This is a genomic window from Leucobacter sp. GX0328 (genome assembly GCF_053567315.1).
On record NZ_JBSGPC010000001.1, the window covers coordinates 1,032,178 to 1,046,211 of the forward strand.

General features: G+C 69.4%; 13 protein-coding genes. 5 read left to right on the forward strand and 8 right to left on the reverse strand.

What is annotated here, in order from left to right; translation table 11 throughout:
- Positions 1–136 precede the first annotated feature (136 nt).
- The 3 genes from ACUYTF_RS04695 to ACUYTF_RS04705 all read left to right on the forward strand — a co-directional run bounded on the left by ACUYTF_RS04695 (position 137) and on the right by ACUYTF_RS04705 (position 3,458).
- Positions 137–1,048 carry a LysR substrate-binding domain-containing protein gene (locus tag ACUYTF_RS04695; RefSeq protein ID WP_434142836.1) on the forward strand — a complete coding sequence of 304 codons (912 nt, stop codon included), beginning with the start codon at positions 137–139 and terminating at the stop codon, positions 1,046–1,048.
- Between the two features lie 46 nt (positions 1,049–1,094).
- Entirely contained in the window at positions 1,095–2,900 is a 1,806-nt protein-coding gene (locus tag ACUYTF_RS04700) for a glycoside hydrolase family 15 protein (protein WP_449279376.1), read from the forward strand.
- A 90-nt stretch (positions 2,901–2,990) separates the two neighbouring features.
- The gene (locus ACUYTF_RS04705) at positions 2,991–3,458 is read left to right on the forward strand and encodes a phage tail protein (RefSeq protein WP_434142834.1); all 468 of its coding nucleotides are present in this window, start codon (positions 2,991–2,993) and stop codon (positions 3,456–3,458) included.
- A gap of 29 nt (positions 3,459–3,487) precedes the next feature.
- Here the strand turns inward: ACUYTF_RS04705 and ACUYTF_RS04710 are convergent, their stop codons facing one another.
- On the reverse strand, positions 3,488–4,522 hold the full coding sequence (locus tag ACUYTF_RS04710) for a hypothetical protein (protein WP_434142833.1): 1,035 nt from the start codon (positions 4,520–4,522) through the stop codon (positions 3,488–3,490).
- Positions 4,523–4,708: 186 nt separating this feature from the next.
- Between ACUYTF_RS04710 and ACUYTF_RS04715 the strand changes: the two genes are divergently transcribed.
- Positions 4,709–5,728 (forward strand): restriction endonuclease, encoded by a 1,020-nt coding sequence (locus ACUYTF_RS04715; protein WP_434142832.1) that lies wholly within the window; start codon positions 4,709–4,711, stop codon positions 5,726–5,728.
- A gap of 740 nt (positions 5,729–6,468) precedes the next feature.
- Positions 6,469–6,741: a hypothetical protein gene (locus ACUYTF_RS04720; protein ID WP_434142831.1), complete on the forward strand. Its 273-nt coding sequence runs from the start codon at positions 6,469–6,471 to the stop codon at positions 6,739–6,741.
- 229 nt (positions 6,742–6,970) lie between these two features.
- On the opposite strand, the gene ACUYTF_RS04725 is transcribed toward ACUYTF_RS04720, so the two are convergent.
- The 7 genes from ACUYTF_RS04725 to ACUYTF_RS04755 all read right to left on the reverse strand — a co-directional run bounded on the left by ACUYTF_RS04725 (position 6,971) and on the right by ACUYTF_RS04755 (position 13,916).
- Positions 6,971–7,240, reverse strand: coding sequence for a hypothetical protein (locus tag ACUYTF_RS04725; RefSeq protein ID WP_434143198.1), 270 nt, complete (start codon positions 7,238–7,240; stop codon positions 6,971–6,973).
- A 5-nt stretch (positions 7,241–7,245) separates the two neighbouring features.
- Positions 7,246–7,479, reverse strand: coding sequence for a hypothetical protein (locus ACUYTF_RS04730; protein ID WP_434142830.1), 234 nt, complete (start codon positions 7,477–7,479; stop codon positions 7,246–7,248).
- Positions 7,480–7,582: 103 nt separating this feature from the next.
- Positions 7,583–9,025, reverse strand: coding sequence for a hypothetical protein (locus tag ACUYTF_RS04735; RefSeq protein ID WP_434142829.1), 1,443 nt, complete (start codon positions 9,023–9,025; stop codon positions 7,583–7,585).
- Positions 9,026–9,035: 10 nt separating this feature from the next.
- Entirely contained in the window at positions 9,036–10,781 is a 1,746-nt protein-coding gene (locus tag ACUYTF_RS04740) for a tetratricopeptide repeat protein (RefSeq protein WP_434142828.1), read from the reverse strand.
- Positions 10,778–11,881: a hypothetical protein gene (locus tag ACUYTF_RS04745; protein WP_434142827.1), complete on the reverse strand. Its 1,104-nt coding sequence runs from the start codon at positions 11,879–11,881 to the stop codon at positions 10,778–10,780. Before ACUYTF_RS04745 ends, ACUYTF_RS04740 begins: the two co-directional genes overlap by 4 nt.
- Complete coding sequence (locus ACUYTF_RS04750; RefSeq protein WP_434142826.1) at positions 11,878–13,158, reverse strand: hypothetical protein; 1,281 nt, start codon at positions 13,156–13,158, stop codon at positions 11,878–11,880. Before ACUYTF_RS04750 ends, ACUYTF_RS04745 begins: the two co-directional genes overlap by 4 nt.
- A 200-nt stretch (positions 13,159–13,358) precedes the next feature.
- Positions 13,359–13,916, reverse strand: a complete 558-nt coding sequence (locus ACUYTF_RS04755; RefSeq protein WP_434142824.1) for a lipoprotein LpqH — start codon at positions 13,914–13,916, stop codon at positions 13,359–13,361.
- Positions 13,917–14,034: the final 118 nt, after the last annotated feature.

Here is a 14,034-nt window from a genome sequence, read left to right on the forward strand (position 1 = left end):
CCGGGGCCTGCGAAGGAGCCCTGCGCCGGGGAACGTGCTGTGCCACCAGGCTGCAACGACCGATCAGTGAAGTAAAGCGATTGTTTCTGATGGGTAATGTGAAGCTGAACTGCATGAATGAGGGGAGACGCGAGTCATGATGGAGATGAAGCGGCTTCGGCTGCTGTGGGAGCTGCACGCGCGCGGCACCGTCGCGCGGGTCGCCGAGGCGCTGAGCTACACGCCGTCGGCGGTGTCGCAGCAGCTGAAAATTCTCGAGCAGGAGGCGGGCGTACCCCTCTTGCGCCGCACGGGGCGCACCCTCGAGCTGACCCCCGCGGGCGAGGCGCTCGCCGCAGAGGCGGAGGGTCTGCTCGCCGGGCTCGAGCGCGCCGAGGCGCGCGTGCTCGAGCTGCGCTCGGAGGTCACCGGCGCGCTGCGCATCGCCGCCTTCCAGTCGGCCATGCTCGCGATCGTGCCGGGCGCCCTGCGCCGGCTGCGCGAACGGCACCCCGGCCTCCGGGTCGAGGCAGTGCAGTACGAGCCGGGCGCGGCGCTCTACGAGACCCGGGCGCGCAGCTTCGACCTCGTCATCGCGGAGCACTACCCCGATCATTCGACCCCGCACTTCGCGGGCCTCGACCGCGTGCAGCTCGTCCACGACCGGATCCGCCTCGGACTGCCGCCCCTCGGCGCCGGCCACGCCGCATTCGACGCCGTCACCCGCGTGAGCGACCTCGCCGAACTGCCCTGGGTCATGGAGCCGCAGGGGGCGGCGACGCGCCACTGGGCCGAGCAGGCCTGCCGGCAGGCGGGGTTCGAGCCCGACGTGCGCTACGAGTCGGCCGACCTCCAGGTGCATCTGCGCCTCATCGAATCGGGCAATGCCGCGGCCCTGCTTCCCGACCTCGTGCACGCCGGCGCCGCCTCCCGCCCCCGCTCGATCGAGCTGCCGGGCGACCCGCGGCGCACCGTCTTCACGGCTGCCCGCGCAGCATCGGGGCGCAATCCCGCGCTCGTCGCGGTGCGCGAGGCGCTCGCCGAGGAGGCCGCGACGCTCGCGCTGTAATCGCGCAGCCTCCGGGCGGATAATGAGATCACGGACGGGAGGCGATGTGAGCGAACCGATAGAGGATTATGCACTGATCGGCGACTGCCGCTCGGCCGCCCTCGTCTCGCGCGACGGCAGCGTCGACTGGCTGTGCGTGCCCCGCTTCGACTCGCCGTCCGTATTCGCAGCGCTCCTCGGCGACGACGGCCACGGGCACTGGAGCCTGCAGCCGACCGACCCGAATGCCACCGCGACCCGGCGCTACGAAGACGGTACGTTCACCCTCGTCACCCGCTGGGAGACGGCCACCGGTGTCGCCGAGGTGCGCGACCTGATGCCCATGGACCATCGGCACCGCGACCTCGCCCGCCGCTCGGACCTGCTGCGTCGCATCACCGGCGTGACCGGCACGGTCGAGTTCGCGCAGCAGCTCAGGATGCGCTTCGACTACGCCCGCGTGATCCCCTGGGTGCGCCAGGTCGGCACCGACGAATCGCCGGCGCTGCTCGCGACGGCGGGCCCCGATTCGCTGATCTTCCGCGGCGCCCGGCTCACGGCGTCCGACCACCGTCATGCCGGTCGGGTCGCGGTGGCGGGCGGCGAGCGCGTCGACCTCTCGATGACCTGGTTCCCCTCCCACTTCGCCCCGCCCGCGGCCCTCGACTGCGATGAAGCGATCGAGCGCACCGACGCCTGGTGGCGGCGCTGGGCCGACCGCATCACGGCCGACGGCCTCCACTCCGAAGCCGTGAAGCGATCCCTGCTGGTGCTGCGCGCGCTGACCGACTACGACACCGGCGGGATCGTCGCGGCTGCTACCACCTCGCTGCCCGAGGAGTTCGGCGGCCCGCGCAACTGGGATTATCGCTACGTCTGGCTGCGCGATGCGGCTCTCACCCTCGAGACCCTCATCCGCTACGACTTCCTCGACATCGCCCAGCACTGGCGCGAATGGCTGCTGCGCGCGATCGCCGGCGACCCCGCCCAGCTGCAGATCATGTACGGCATCGCGGGCGAACGGAATCTCGCCGAGTGGACCCTCGAGAGCCTGCCCGGCTACGAGAACTCGACACCGGTACGCATCGGCAACGGTGCATACCGCCAGTACCAGGCCGACGTGATCGGCGAGACCCTCACCGCGCTCAGCCGCGCCCGCGACGCCGGCCTTACGGAGACCGGCTATTCGTGGTCGCTGCAGCGCTCCCTCGTCGGCTACCTGATCGACAATCTCGATCGGCCCGATCAGGGCATCTGGGAGATGCGCGGCACGCCCCGCAAGTTCACGCACTCCCGCATCATGATGTGGGCGGGCCTCGACTGCGCCATCCGCGGCGTGCAGCAGCACGGCTTCGACGGGCCGCTCGCCGAGTGGGAGCGCACCCGCGGTCGGCTCAGGGCCGAGATCGAGAGCGAGGGCGTCCACCCCGACGGCTACTTCACCCAGTCCTACGGCTCCGATGAGGTCGACGCGTCGCTGCTGCTGATCCCGAACACCGGCTTCTGCCGCGCCGACGACCCGCGCATGCTCGCCACCGTCGCACGCATCGAGCAGTCGCTCATGCACGAGGGCCTGCTGCACCGCTATCGCGAGACCGAGGACGGCGACGGGCTCGGAACGACGGAGAACCCGTTCATCGCCTGCTCGTTCTGGCTCGTCGACCAGTACGCGCTTTCGGGCCGGATGGATGACGCCCGCGCCCTCGCCGAACGGCTCTGCGCCCTGCAGAACGATGTCGGCCTGATCTCGGAGCAGGTCGAGGCTTCGAGCGGCCGGCACGCCGGCAACACCCCGCAGGCGCTCTCGCACATCGCCCTGGTGAACGCCGTGATGTCGCTCGCGGCGGTGAGCGCTGCGGATGCGGCCGGATGACTGCCCGAGATCGGTCAGGAATCGAGAAGTCGCGGCACGGGCGAGCGCATACGCTTCAGGCATACGCATTCACGAGAAGAGGACCGAATCATGACCGATGTGAGCTACACCGACATCTCCCCGGAGGGGCTGGAGACCTCGCCGGTCGCCCCGGCCTTGGCGGGACTGCGCGCGAACGAGGCGCGCTACTTCGCGAACAAGTACCGGTCGGACTACGTCACCGCTGCCCCTGCCGAGCGGGCCGACGTGGTGGCGTGGGTCGAGCGGATCCTGCGCGAGGAGCGCGGCATCGAGCTCGCCTCCCCCATCCTCGAGGTGTTCGTCTACGAGGACGACGAGCTGTTCTGGCCCACCCTGTACTTCCAGGACGGTCTGGGCGTGAACGTGCTGTGGACCAAGGCCGAGGGCGGCAAGCGCGCGGTCGGGTTCAAGCTCAGCGACGGGATGAACCCGCCCGAAGAGCTCGCGGCCTTCAAGTGGGCGCGTCAGCGCTCGAAGCTGGCCGGAGAGATCCGCGGCACCTTCTTCGTCGTGAAGGGCGATCACCCGCTGCCCTGAGGCCGTCCACGGCCTCGCGCACGTGCGCCTCAGGCGCGGATCAGCAGCATCCCGCTCTGACCGCTGAAGATGCGCTCCTGGTCGGGGATGTCCGCGGTGCCCATGAGCACCTCCGTAGGGATCGCCACCCCCGCCGGATAGTAGGTGCCGAAGGGCGCACCCTCCATGTCGAGCACAATCGTGCCGTCGGCCTCCGGCTCGGAGACGTAGGTGAACGGCCAGGTCTCGCCCCGGTCTTCGATCGTGAAGTTCGGCAGCGCCACGCTCACGCACCCGTATCCGTTCTCGCTCTGCGGAGCCTCGCACCAGCTTCCGTTCACAACCGCCGCGCCCGTTTCGACGGGCTGCGGTGCGGTGCGACCGGCGAGCAGCCAGGCGCGCTCGACCTTCCGCGTCTCCACGTCCTGCTCGCCATCGACGCCGACGGTGACGCTCCACTGGTCTCCGCTCGTATCGATGACGGGCGCCGAGTCGTCGTCGGGCACGACGATCTCCTCGAACGCGTCACCGCCGTCGATGACGGTGTACGCGACCAGGTAGCCCTCCGGCGGCATGAACGCCCCGCCATTCACCGAGGCGAACACGGACCCGTCCTCGAGCTCGAGCCACAACGGCATCGGATCCTCCGCCGCCGCGGTCTCGGCCGGGGCCGGCCCGCTCAGCGGGATCAGCCGGAGCGCCTGCTCCTCAGGCAGCGCCTCGTCGAGGCAGGCGATCTGGGTGCTGCGCTCCGTGAGCCAGCAGGCGGAGGTCGCGTCGGCGCTCGATCCGCAGGAGACCGTGTTCTCACCGGCGCCGTGCTCGGAGGGGCCGCAGTACTCGGCGGAGACCGACCCGCCGCCGGCGAGCGCGGACTCGTCGAGCGACCACCCTGCGGCGAGCTCGCCCTCGTCGGTGAACGGGGCGAGCTCGATGACCTCCGTGGACGGCGCTTCGGGTGCGGCTGTCGGCGTCGGCTCCTCGGCATCATCACCGCATGCCGTGAGTGCCAGGCCGAGGGTCAGCAGCGCCGAGACCGCGAGGGCGGCTCGGATCTTCGGGCGGGCGGCGGGAATGATGCGCATCTCTTTCGGGGCCTTCCGGTCGGGTCGTTTCGCGGGCGTCCTTCTCACCGTAGACCGGACGCACCGGTCGGCCCGCACAACTGCGCGGCGGGTCCCCCAAGCCCACGGAGCGATTACTTCCGGCCGCCTCAACTTTCCTCGTCTTACCTCATAGACTCAGAAAACCGCTTCTCTCGAAAGGCCAGCATGAACGTCTGGGGCATCCACAATGACACGTTGACCACCGAACTCATTGACGATGCGTTCGTCAGTCTCGGCTGGGATAATGTCGGCGACCTTCGCCATATCCCTCACGGCCGCAACGGAATCAAGCAGGTGCTCGCAGAGCAGGAGCCGAACGCGAAGCAGCGCTCGATTGCGAACCAGGCCGGCGTACTCTTCCGGTTTCGTGACGAGATACGCGTCGGCGACACCGTGATCGCCCCCTATAAACCCGACTCAACCATCAACATCGGTGTGATCACTGGAGCGTACGAGTATGTCGCCGATGCCCCAACGCACCGTCACCGCCATGCGGTCGAATGGAAGAAAGTCGGCATCCCGCGAACCGTCTTCTCGCAGAGCGCTCTGTACGAGATCGGCTCGGCCATCACCGTGTTCCGCGTGCGTAGCCACTACAAGGAGTTCCTTGCGGCGCTCACATCGGATGACGCATCCATAGATGCCGTAACGATTGCCGTTGACCAAGTAGCTGTGCGCGAGAGTGACGATGCAGTCAGCGACGAGCCACGCGCATCGCGCATCGATCGGCACACCCGCGACTTCGTACTTGAGACGCTCCATAAGAACATCACCCACCGTGAGTTCGAGGAGTTCACGGCAGCACTGCTTCGCGCGCTCGGCTATCAGGCACGCGTCACCCAGTACTCCCAGGACGGGGGCGTCGACGTTGTTGCACACCGAGACCCGCTCGGGGTAGAACCACCGCAGATTAAGGTGCAATGCAAACACCTCACCGGCACCGTCGGCTCTCCTGATGTCCACCGACTCGTCGGCACTCAAGGCCCCGGAGAACATTCGCTATTCGTAACTCTGGGAACCTACAGCAAAGACGCAAGAATGATCGAACAGCAGCGCCCCGGCCTGCGCCTCCTCAGTGGTGAAGACGTCGTGAGCCTCGTGATCGAGAACTACGCAAAGCTACCTGAGCGGTGGCGGAACGAGATCCCCCTGACGAGCGTGCTTGTCGTGGCGGACGAGGCTTAGTCTTCACAAGAAATTCGAGGATCTGCCCCCCTGACACGCACCGCTTGAACGCTGCATAGTAGGCATTATTAGCTTTTCACCTGACCGAGTCGGCAGCGATGGAGCCGCAAATGGCACCTGTGGATAACTATTTTGACAGCAACGCTTCGAAGTTATCCACAGTTTCATACCGGGATGAATCACAGCTGTGTAATTATCGAACATACTTTCGAGCCTGGTCGGAGCATAAATCACGTTGCGATGCGATTGGAGCTCCCCGCATAGGAGTGCCGGTTTGTCCACAACACACTTCTGACCTGGAATTATTCAACTGCGTAAATGTCTGCGATGTCGGCTACCGTTGTGCATGCAGCAAGAAGCCCCGACCTACCTGGTCAGGTTTCTGACTGCTGTAGGACGGGGCCGGTTGTCTTGGCGGACATATCGACTCTAGAGGCCATATGCCTCTTTTGCGAGCGCTATGCACGCAACGGCCTACTTTCGAAACAGGAAGGATGATCATCATGGCGAAAGCTAGAGGATCTGGAAAGCCGTCGAAGAAGGCACTGAGCACGGCAGGGAAGACTTTGCAGTCGCCCAAGTCGAGCAAGTCTGCAAAATCGAAGACTGGCTCAACCCTAGGAAAGGGATAGCGTCCGTGGGGCTGCCGGGATCCGCGGCAGCCCCACATTTCCCCGCCTGCATTCGTCACGGTCATGCTTCCTATCGACTCCGGCAAGCCGGAGAAGGAGCAAATTACAATGAAGATTCAGTGGAACGATCGAGAGCTCAAGCGCCTCTTGGAGAATGAATTCCAGTTGGTGGTAAACGATATGGCCGCAGGGTATACACGAGACCTGAAGAATCTCGCAGATCGCTACAAGGGCCGACCGGTTGAAGAGATTAAGCCCGCGCTGCGTCGCATCTTCCAGCAGCACGATGGTGACCTGACAGACCCGGAGCTGAGCGAGTACGCAGCCCAGATTCATGCGGGCGACGAGATCGTTCTCACGGCCAACAAGGTGCGAATCTAACCGCCTGCAACGGTGGGTGTCCTGCCCCCGGGACACCCACCGTCAGGCTTTGGCAGGCCAAGCTGGCGCTCTGCGCCGAGCTGAACCTCGACGAGATACTTCAGCGCAGATCAAGGCCAAAGACGACACCGCCGTCGACCCTCACCCACAGAGAAGCAGCACCAGGTCCTGCGAGCACCCCGGGCAGAACGACGAGTCAAGCAGCACAAAATCACCCATCCGTGGTCAGTCACGCACTGGCGTAGCGCTGGCGTGCGGCCTCACCGCTGGTACCGATCGCTTCGCCCACCTCGCGCCAGGAGAGTCGCTGTTCGCGGGCGATGCGCACCGCTTCAGCGAGTTCTCGTTCAGCGGCGTCTCGCCGCCAGGCAGCGAGCTTGACCGCCATCACCGGGGGCAACGGAGCGTCTGCGTCGCCGGGCTTCGGGTCGTAGTTCTCGAACGCATCCGCAAACTCGTCGGCACGTGCCTTGATGTCTTCGATAGAGCGTGGAGCCATGATGTTCACCTCAAGTATTTGGGTCGGGCCGGACGCATCGCGTGTGCGATCGCGATCACACCGTGCCATTCGATGACCCCGACTTCGACCAGAGTGCCGGTCTCGTCGGGGCCGATGAACATAGTCATCGCATCGTCTTGCACGAAGTGCCGGACTGGGTAGCGGAGCGCATGGAGCATCGCCGCATCCGCAACACCGTGCCGATGGGCACTGTCAAGGATGAGCGGGGCTGATTCCATGTCACAAGTTTACTTGCCGCAAGATAACTTGCCAAGACTGGAGCGATACTTCCCTCCGAGCCACCAGACAGTGCCCCGATCCAGTCCCATCTCCGCCGATCGATCACCCGGTATCGTTCTGCGCGCACGGGATGCTCAGGGAAGGGCGCTCCGGCGACCACGCCGTCATGAAGGCGCCCCACACGATCGGCGAATACCGGGGGTCTCCCGTCTCGCTCCAGCGCTCCCGCTGCCGGCGCTGCCACGCGGCGAGCGCGACGACGGGATCCGGTGCGTCGTGCGCCGCGTCGACCGCGAGCACGGCATCGGCGAGCACTCCCGCGGCACGGTCGCCGAGCCCGAACCGAGCGAGGCCCGCGTCGGTCGGCAGCGTCCAGCGAGTCGCCGTCACGTACTCCGCCCCGCGGTGAGCGAACGCTGCGACGAGTCCGGTGGGCTCGGCGAAGCGCAGGTCGCCTCCGGAGTCGCACGCGACGAGCGCGACGCGGTTCGGCGCGTGGAGGGGTTCGAGGCCCGGGGCGCCCACCGCGATATCGGCCGCGCTGTACGGCCGGTGCGCACCGAGCAGGTCGGCCCGGCCCGGGGTCTCCGCATCGTCGGCGAGGTGCAGACGGGCGTCGAGCGCGTGCGTCGATCCGGTCACGTGACCGACGTACAGCAGCCGCGACGCGGTCGATCCGCCGTTCTCCACCGCACCGGCGTCGCCGAGCAGCCGCGCGAGTTCGAGCCGGTCGAGATCGGTGCGGCGGAAGGCCTCGGGCGGGTGCGCGGGGCGGGGCCGCAGGCGTGCGCCGAGCTCGCCGACCCGATCGGAGAGCGGCGACCCATCCGCGACGGGGCCGAGCACGCTCCCGAGATCGCTGCTACTCGCGTAGCCCGGCACCGCCGGGTCGAGCACCCCGACGACCGGGCCATCCGGGGTCCAGGGCGAGACCGTGCGCTCGGGATCGTTGCGGATCGACGCCGGCAGCAGCATGGCGACGTCCATCATGTCGAGAGCGCGCTCGTGCCCGTCGGCGCCGAGCAGTTCCCAAGGCACCTGCGCGGTCGACGGCGACGCCTGCACCCGCAGCACAGGTCGCAGCCCGAGCGCTTCGAGCCGGTTGAGCTCGAGGCCGAGCACGACGGGCAGGAGCGCTCCGGTGAGCTCATGCGCCAGCTCCAGCTCACGCACGGGGTCGAGCAGTTCGCCCGACCCGATGGCCCGCTCGAGCGCCTGCGCCCCGGTCTCTCCCGGAAGCGGCGTCGGGAGCGCGCGTGCGAGGCGGCCGAGCGCCGCATCGACGTCGGCGCGCTCGAACACCGTCAGCCGCGGTTCGTCCGCCTGGTGATCCCACACCCAGCTCGCGTAGAGGAGTTCGGCGTCGACGTACCGCAGGCGCACGACGGGACGGCCGACTGCGCCTCCCGCCCCGGATACCGGGCCGGAGGGCGAGAGATGCGCGTCCAGGCCCGCGAGCACCTCGCTCCCATCGCTGCGGACACCCGGGGGCTGCGCAGTGATCCACCGCTTGTCACGCCAGTTCTTGAGCACGATCCGTTTCACGCAGCACCTCTCACCACGAGGCCACCGCGATGTCGGAGTACACGCGAACGCCGTACTCGGCCTCGGCGACGGCCGCCCAGCGCATCAGCACCGGGCCGCCGCCCGGTGCTGCGATCACCCGCGGTGGAGCAGCGAAACGCACCCCATCGGCCGTGCCGCCGAAGAATGCGCGATGCCCGGCGGCGAGCGGCAGCTCCGACGGCGGATCCTCACCGCTCGCATCGGGCTCGGCGGGCGCGAAGGCGAGCAGCTCCCCGATGAGGTCGGGGCTCGGCGATTCGGGTTCCCTCGCCGTCGCGGGCGGTGAGTCGGCCGATCGCAGCGTCGCTGTCGCGGACTCGTGCTCCACGAGCTCGCCCAGCAGCTGCGCATCGTGCAGGGTCATCGCGAGGCGGAAGGCGAGCTCGCGAGCGGGAGCCGCGACCTGCGCGACCCAGCGCTCGCGGGTGGCGCCCTGCACGAACCCCTCGCGGAGCGCCTCGGTCGCGAGCAGCACCGGCACCGCGAGATCCCGCGCCTGCTCCAGTCGGGCGACCCGGGAACGCAGCAGCGGCGATTCCCCCGCCCACTCCGCATGCATCTCCGCGCGGCGCAGATCGACCCGGCAGCGCTCGTGCACGGTACGGGTCAGCTCGCGCGCGATCGCGTACCGCTCCTCGGCGCGTCCGTACCGGCCGCGCATCGATTCGGCGTCGCCGATGAACTGGTGCACCTCGCGCAGCTGCTCGGCCGCCCCGGCCCGGTCGAGCCGCTCGGCCAGGCGCTGCAGCTCGGCCACAGCCTTGCCGACGCGCCCCTCCTTCAGCAGTACGGCGGCGACGCCGGTGCGCGCCGCGGCCGCCTGCATGGGCAGGTCGGCGTCGAGCGCGAGCCGTTCGGCCTCCGTGAACCGCTCGCGCGCCTCTGCGAAGCGCCCGGCGCCGAACGCCGCGCGTGCCAGGTTCGCGACAGCGAGCTGACGCGACGCCGCGTCACCGGCGGGCGCCCCCGATTGCAGCTCGGAGGAGAGCCGCAGATACTCCTCCGCGCGCGCAGGATCGCCCGTACGCTGCGCGATGACCCCGAGGTTCGTATACGCATGGCCGGCCAGCGCCGGGTCAGCAGCCATCGCGGCGGCGATCGCGCGATTCGCCTCCGCTTCGGCCTCCTCGAAGCGGCCGGTCATGATGAACAGCGTCGAACGGATATTGTGCACCTGGAATCGCAGGACGCCGAGGTTCTGGGCGACGACCTCGTCAGAGGCCAGGCCCCCGGCCGGGCCCAGCTCGTCGAGCAGGGCCTCGGCCTGCGACGTCGACGCGAACGCCTCATCCATGCGGCCGAGCTGGGAGAGCGTGCCCGCGCGCGATACGTAGACGTTCGCGATCACCGTACGCGTGCCGTAGTCGTCTGCGGCGAGAGCGACGCACGCCTCGGCCGCGGACAGCGCGCAGTCGTAGCTGCGCAGTGCGCCCCTCTGATCGCTCTGCCATTCCTCGGCACCCGCGAGGTTCGCGAATGCCCGGGCGCGCAGGTCGAGCCGCTGCGCCTCGTCGTCGGTCGCCTCGCGCCGCCCAGCACCATCCCCCTGTTCGACGCCCTCGGTCGCCGCGATCGCGTCGCGCAGCAGCCGCATGCCCCGCGACACCATTCCGTCGTTCAGCGCCATCGCCCCGTTGTTCACGAGCTCCCGCACCGGCAGCCAGCGCTCCGAGACCCGTTTGACGCCGCGCACGGCTCCCGGCACCGCATCCCACGGCTCCGCAGCATCGCTCATGCGGTCTCCCCCGGGCTCGGCGATCCGGCGAAAGCGGCCGCGCGCTCAGCGACGGAAGCCGTGCCCTCATCGGAACGGAGAGGGGCACGACGCAGGCGCGCCTCTGCGAATGCGATGAGCTCGAGCGCCGCGGCGACGAACGCGTCGGCCCCCGGGTCATCGCCGCCCCCTGCTACCGCCTTCCGGTATCGCGCATCGCCGACTCGCACCCCTCGCTGCGACGGCGGCAGCAGCATCGCCGCGACCGGCAGCGGGGCCTCGGCCGCGTACACGTCGCCGATCAGGCGCATCGGGGCCGCGACGCCGAGCGCCGCTTCGCCGTAGACCGCCCTCAGGTCCGCGTGCGCACGGGGCTCGACGATCGGGAACACGACCCGGGGCGCTGCCGCCGCACTCACCCGCAGCCGCATCGCACCGCCGGCCTCGGTGATCTCCCACTCCGCCTCGGCTTCCGCGTCGAGCACGCCGCTCGGCAGACCGTCCCACGGGATCGGCGACCGGCCTTCGACGACCGGCGACCCGGTCCCGCCCTGCCCTGCCCCCGGCCCCGCACGGCTCGACCCTGCGGCGAGCGCCCAGCCCTCCGGTTCGGGCGGTGCCTGCACAGCCTCCGGCTCCTCGACGAGGTCGGCCCCGGTGAAGCCGGTCGGGTCGAGTTCCACTCCCCAGTCTTCCGCTAGGCCTGCCAATTGCGCGAGGAGTGCTCGGGCCGCGGGGGCGAGCGCCTCATGCCGCACGAGAGCCCGCAGACCGGCGGCCGCACGCGCCGCGACCGCGTCATCCAGCGCCCGTTCGACGGCATCCTCATCGTCGAGCAAGTGCGACACTGCCGCCGTCGCCACGGCGATCTCGCCGCGCAGCAGCGCTTTCGAGAGCGGTGCGATGCGCCGGCCGGCGGGCCACCAGGCCTCGGCCCAGGCGAGCCACGCGAGCCGACGCAGGGCCCGCAGCTCTCCATCGGAGCAGTCGGGGCCGCCCGAAGGTCCGACCGCGGGCGCGGGATCGGGGGCGTCGACCGCCAGCGCATCCCAGCTGAAGACACCGCGCGTCGTCTCCACGACCGCGGTGCGGTAGGGAGACAGGCCTGCGACAGAAGTCATGCCGCTCCCCCGAGGTCGCGCTCGATGGCACGCTTGAGGCGGTGCCGATGGTCGAGCACGACCGAGCGCAGCACTCCGTCGAACGTGCCCTCGAGTTCTTCGGCCGCGACCGGCTGCTCACGGAGCTCCCGGCCGTGCAGTCGCACCCAGAGCCGTCGCACGTAGGCTCCGCGGATGTCGGCGACATCGGCGACCGTGCCGGGGGCGACTGAGCCGGGCAACCGCCTCGCACGCCGCACGTAGGCCTCCCGCCGCCATCGCGCGCTGAGCCTCGCGTGCGTGCGGGTCGGCACCGGTACCGTACCGGTCAGCGCACCGGAGGCATCATCGGCGCCGTCGAGCAGGGCGCTGCTCGCCTCGGCGCCGAGCGCCATCGTGACTCTGCTGCGCTCGTCCGCGAGCTGCCAGGCAGCGGCGGCGCGGTGCACCTCGTCGATGCAGAGCCGGGGCAGGTCGTCGGCGGAGGAGACGCCGACGAGCGAGGGCAGGGCTGCGAAGAGACGCTCCGCGATCGAGCGGTCGAACGGCTTCGGCATGCCGCGCTTCGACGCGTTCGTGCCGATGCACGGCATCTCGAGAACCTCCCGGTCGGTCAGCCCGATCTCCGCTGCGGCACCCGGTGCGAAGAGCCCCGCCCCGCGCGCCGACCCCGCGTCCGATGCGACGAGCGCGTCGAAGTCCTGGGACGACCCGTCGAGGGCCGCGCGCAGCCGTTCCGGGGCCGGCTGCGGGGCGGTCGCGCGAGAACGGGATCGTGCCGCCACGGCCCACGCCTCCTCGAGCTCGGCGACGAGGCTTCCCGAGCGTGCGGGATCCCGTGCGAAGGCCAGCAGTCGCCCGCTCGTGAGCTCGTCGTCGGTCGGGGCCGACTCGTGCACGATCTCCTCCGCGATCGCGGCCCGCACCGCCGGGTCCAGCACCGCGGGGTCGCCGTGCGTGCGTGCCGATTCGAAGCAGCGCTGGAAGTAGAGGTCTTGAGGGTTCCCGACGGTGACGCGTACCCGACGACGTGCCGCTTTGACTTCGCGGTACCAGGCCGCGGTGGCGATGAGGTCGGATCGCGCGTCGCCGATCCGTGCCCGGAGTTCGGCCGCGGCGTCGGTGCTCAGCGACCCCGTGGCCAGCCGGGGGTGCTGCTGCGGGCGGATCACCAGCGGATCGAGGATGAGCTTGACAGTGCGGGCGAGCGGGCGACCCGAAGCGTTCGCGAGCACGGCGACCTCCGGGCCGAGCTCGGCCCACGCCTCGCCGAGCGCCTGCGCCCGCGACACGTTCACCGGTCGTGCTCCGGCTGGGTCGCACCCGATCTCGCGCACGGCTACTACCCCCTGTTCCCGGCGCCTGTCACCATTGCAGACTAACCGATCGCCGGGCGCCGCCGCGAGGAATCATGCGCGCGTCCGCGTCCGCGTGAGCATGCGGTCGCCCGCACGATGCGGAGGCGAGGGGAACGTCCCCAGGCCTCCGCACCCGGGAGTCAGGGGCAGGTGATCCGCATCTCGAACGGCTTCTCGGCGGGCGCAGCGGGGTTCGCGGCGTCGACCGCCATCATGCTGCCGGTGATCGTGTAGGTGCTGCCCTGCTTGGTCGCCGATGCCTCACCGGGAGCACCTTCGGCCCACCCCATCACGGTGCCGTCCACCGAGCCGAGCGCGACGCTCGTCACCTGGGGAGCATCGCCGCCCGACAGCACGGCGCCGATGCCCTCGGTACCGCCGGCCGCGCCGACGGCGATCGTCAGCATGCCGTCGGCCTCATGGCACACCGTCGTCGGGTCGGCGATGTCGACCGCCTTGCCGTCGACCGTCACACTCGTCTCCGCCGTGCCCGCCGAAGTCGAACCGGCGTCGGCAGCGCCCTGATCCTGCTCCGAAGCCCCCGACGGCTCCGTGCCCGATGATTCGGGCGTCTTCGCCGGGGCGTCGGAGCCGCTGCAGCCCACGAGGAGCAGGCCGAGGCTCGCGCCGAGCGCCAGACCTGCGAGTGCACGGGAAGCACCGATGCGAATGGGAGTGGCAGTGGTCGATCCGAACATGATGCACCTCTTGTTTCTCGTTCTGTCCAGCCGCTCCTGCGGCAGCCGGTGCTCACGAAGCTAGGCGGCGCTCGGCCCTTCCCGATCACAGATCGGGGGCCTTACGAACTGAGATCTG

What these genes read in the sequence shown, in the direction of transcription:
- ACUYTF_RS04695 (WP_434142836.1), top strand. Translation starts at nt 137, where the DNA reads ATGATGGAGATGAAGCGGCTTCGGCTGCTGTGGGAGCTGCACGCGCGC.
- ACUYTF_RS04705 (WP_434142834.1), top strand. Translation starts at nt 2,991, where the DNA reads ATGACCGATGTGAGCTACACCGACATCTCCCCGGAGGGGCTGGAGACC.
- ACUYTF_RS04710 (WP_434142833.1), bottom strand. Translation starts at nt 4,522, where the DNA reads ATGCGCATCATTCCCGCCGCCCGCCCGAAGATCCGAGCCGCCCTCGCG.
- ACUYTF_RS04715 (WP_434142832.1), top strand. Translation starts at nt 4,709, where the DNA reads ATGAACGTCTGGGGCATCCACAATGACACGTTGACCACCGAACTCATT.
- ACUYTF_RS04720 (WP_434142831.1), top strand. Translation starts at nt 6,469, where the DNA reads ATGAAGATTCAGTGGAACGATCGAGAGCTCAAGCGCCTCTTGGAGAAT.
- ACUYTF_RS04725 (WP_434143198.1), bottom strand. Translation starts at nt 7,240, where the DNA reads ATGGCTCCACGCTCTATCGAAGACATCAAGGCACGTGCCGACGAGTTT.
- ACUYTF_RS04730 (WP_434142830.1), bottom strand. Translation starts at nt 7,479, where the DNA reads ATGGAATCAGCCCCGCTCATCCTTGACAGTGCCCATCGGCACGGTGTT.
- ACUYTF_RS04740 (WP_434142828.1), bottom strand. Translation starts at nt 10,781, where the DNA reads ATGAGCGATGCTGCGGAGCCGTGGGATGCGGTGCCGGGAGCCGTGCGC.
- ACUYTF_RS04745 (WP_434142827.1), bottom strand. Translation starts at nt 11,881, where the DNA reads ATGACTTCTGTCGCAGGCCTGTCTCCCTACCGCACCGCGGTCGTGGAG.
- ACUYTF_RS04755 (WP_434142824.1), bottom strand. Translation starts at nt 13,916, where the DNA reads ATGTTCGGATCGACCACTGCCACTCCCATTCGCATCGGTGCTTCCCGT.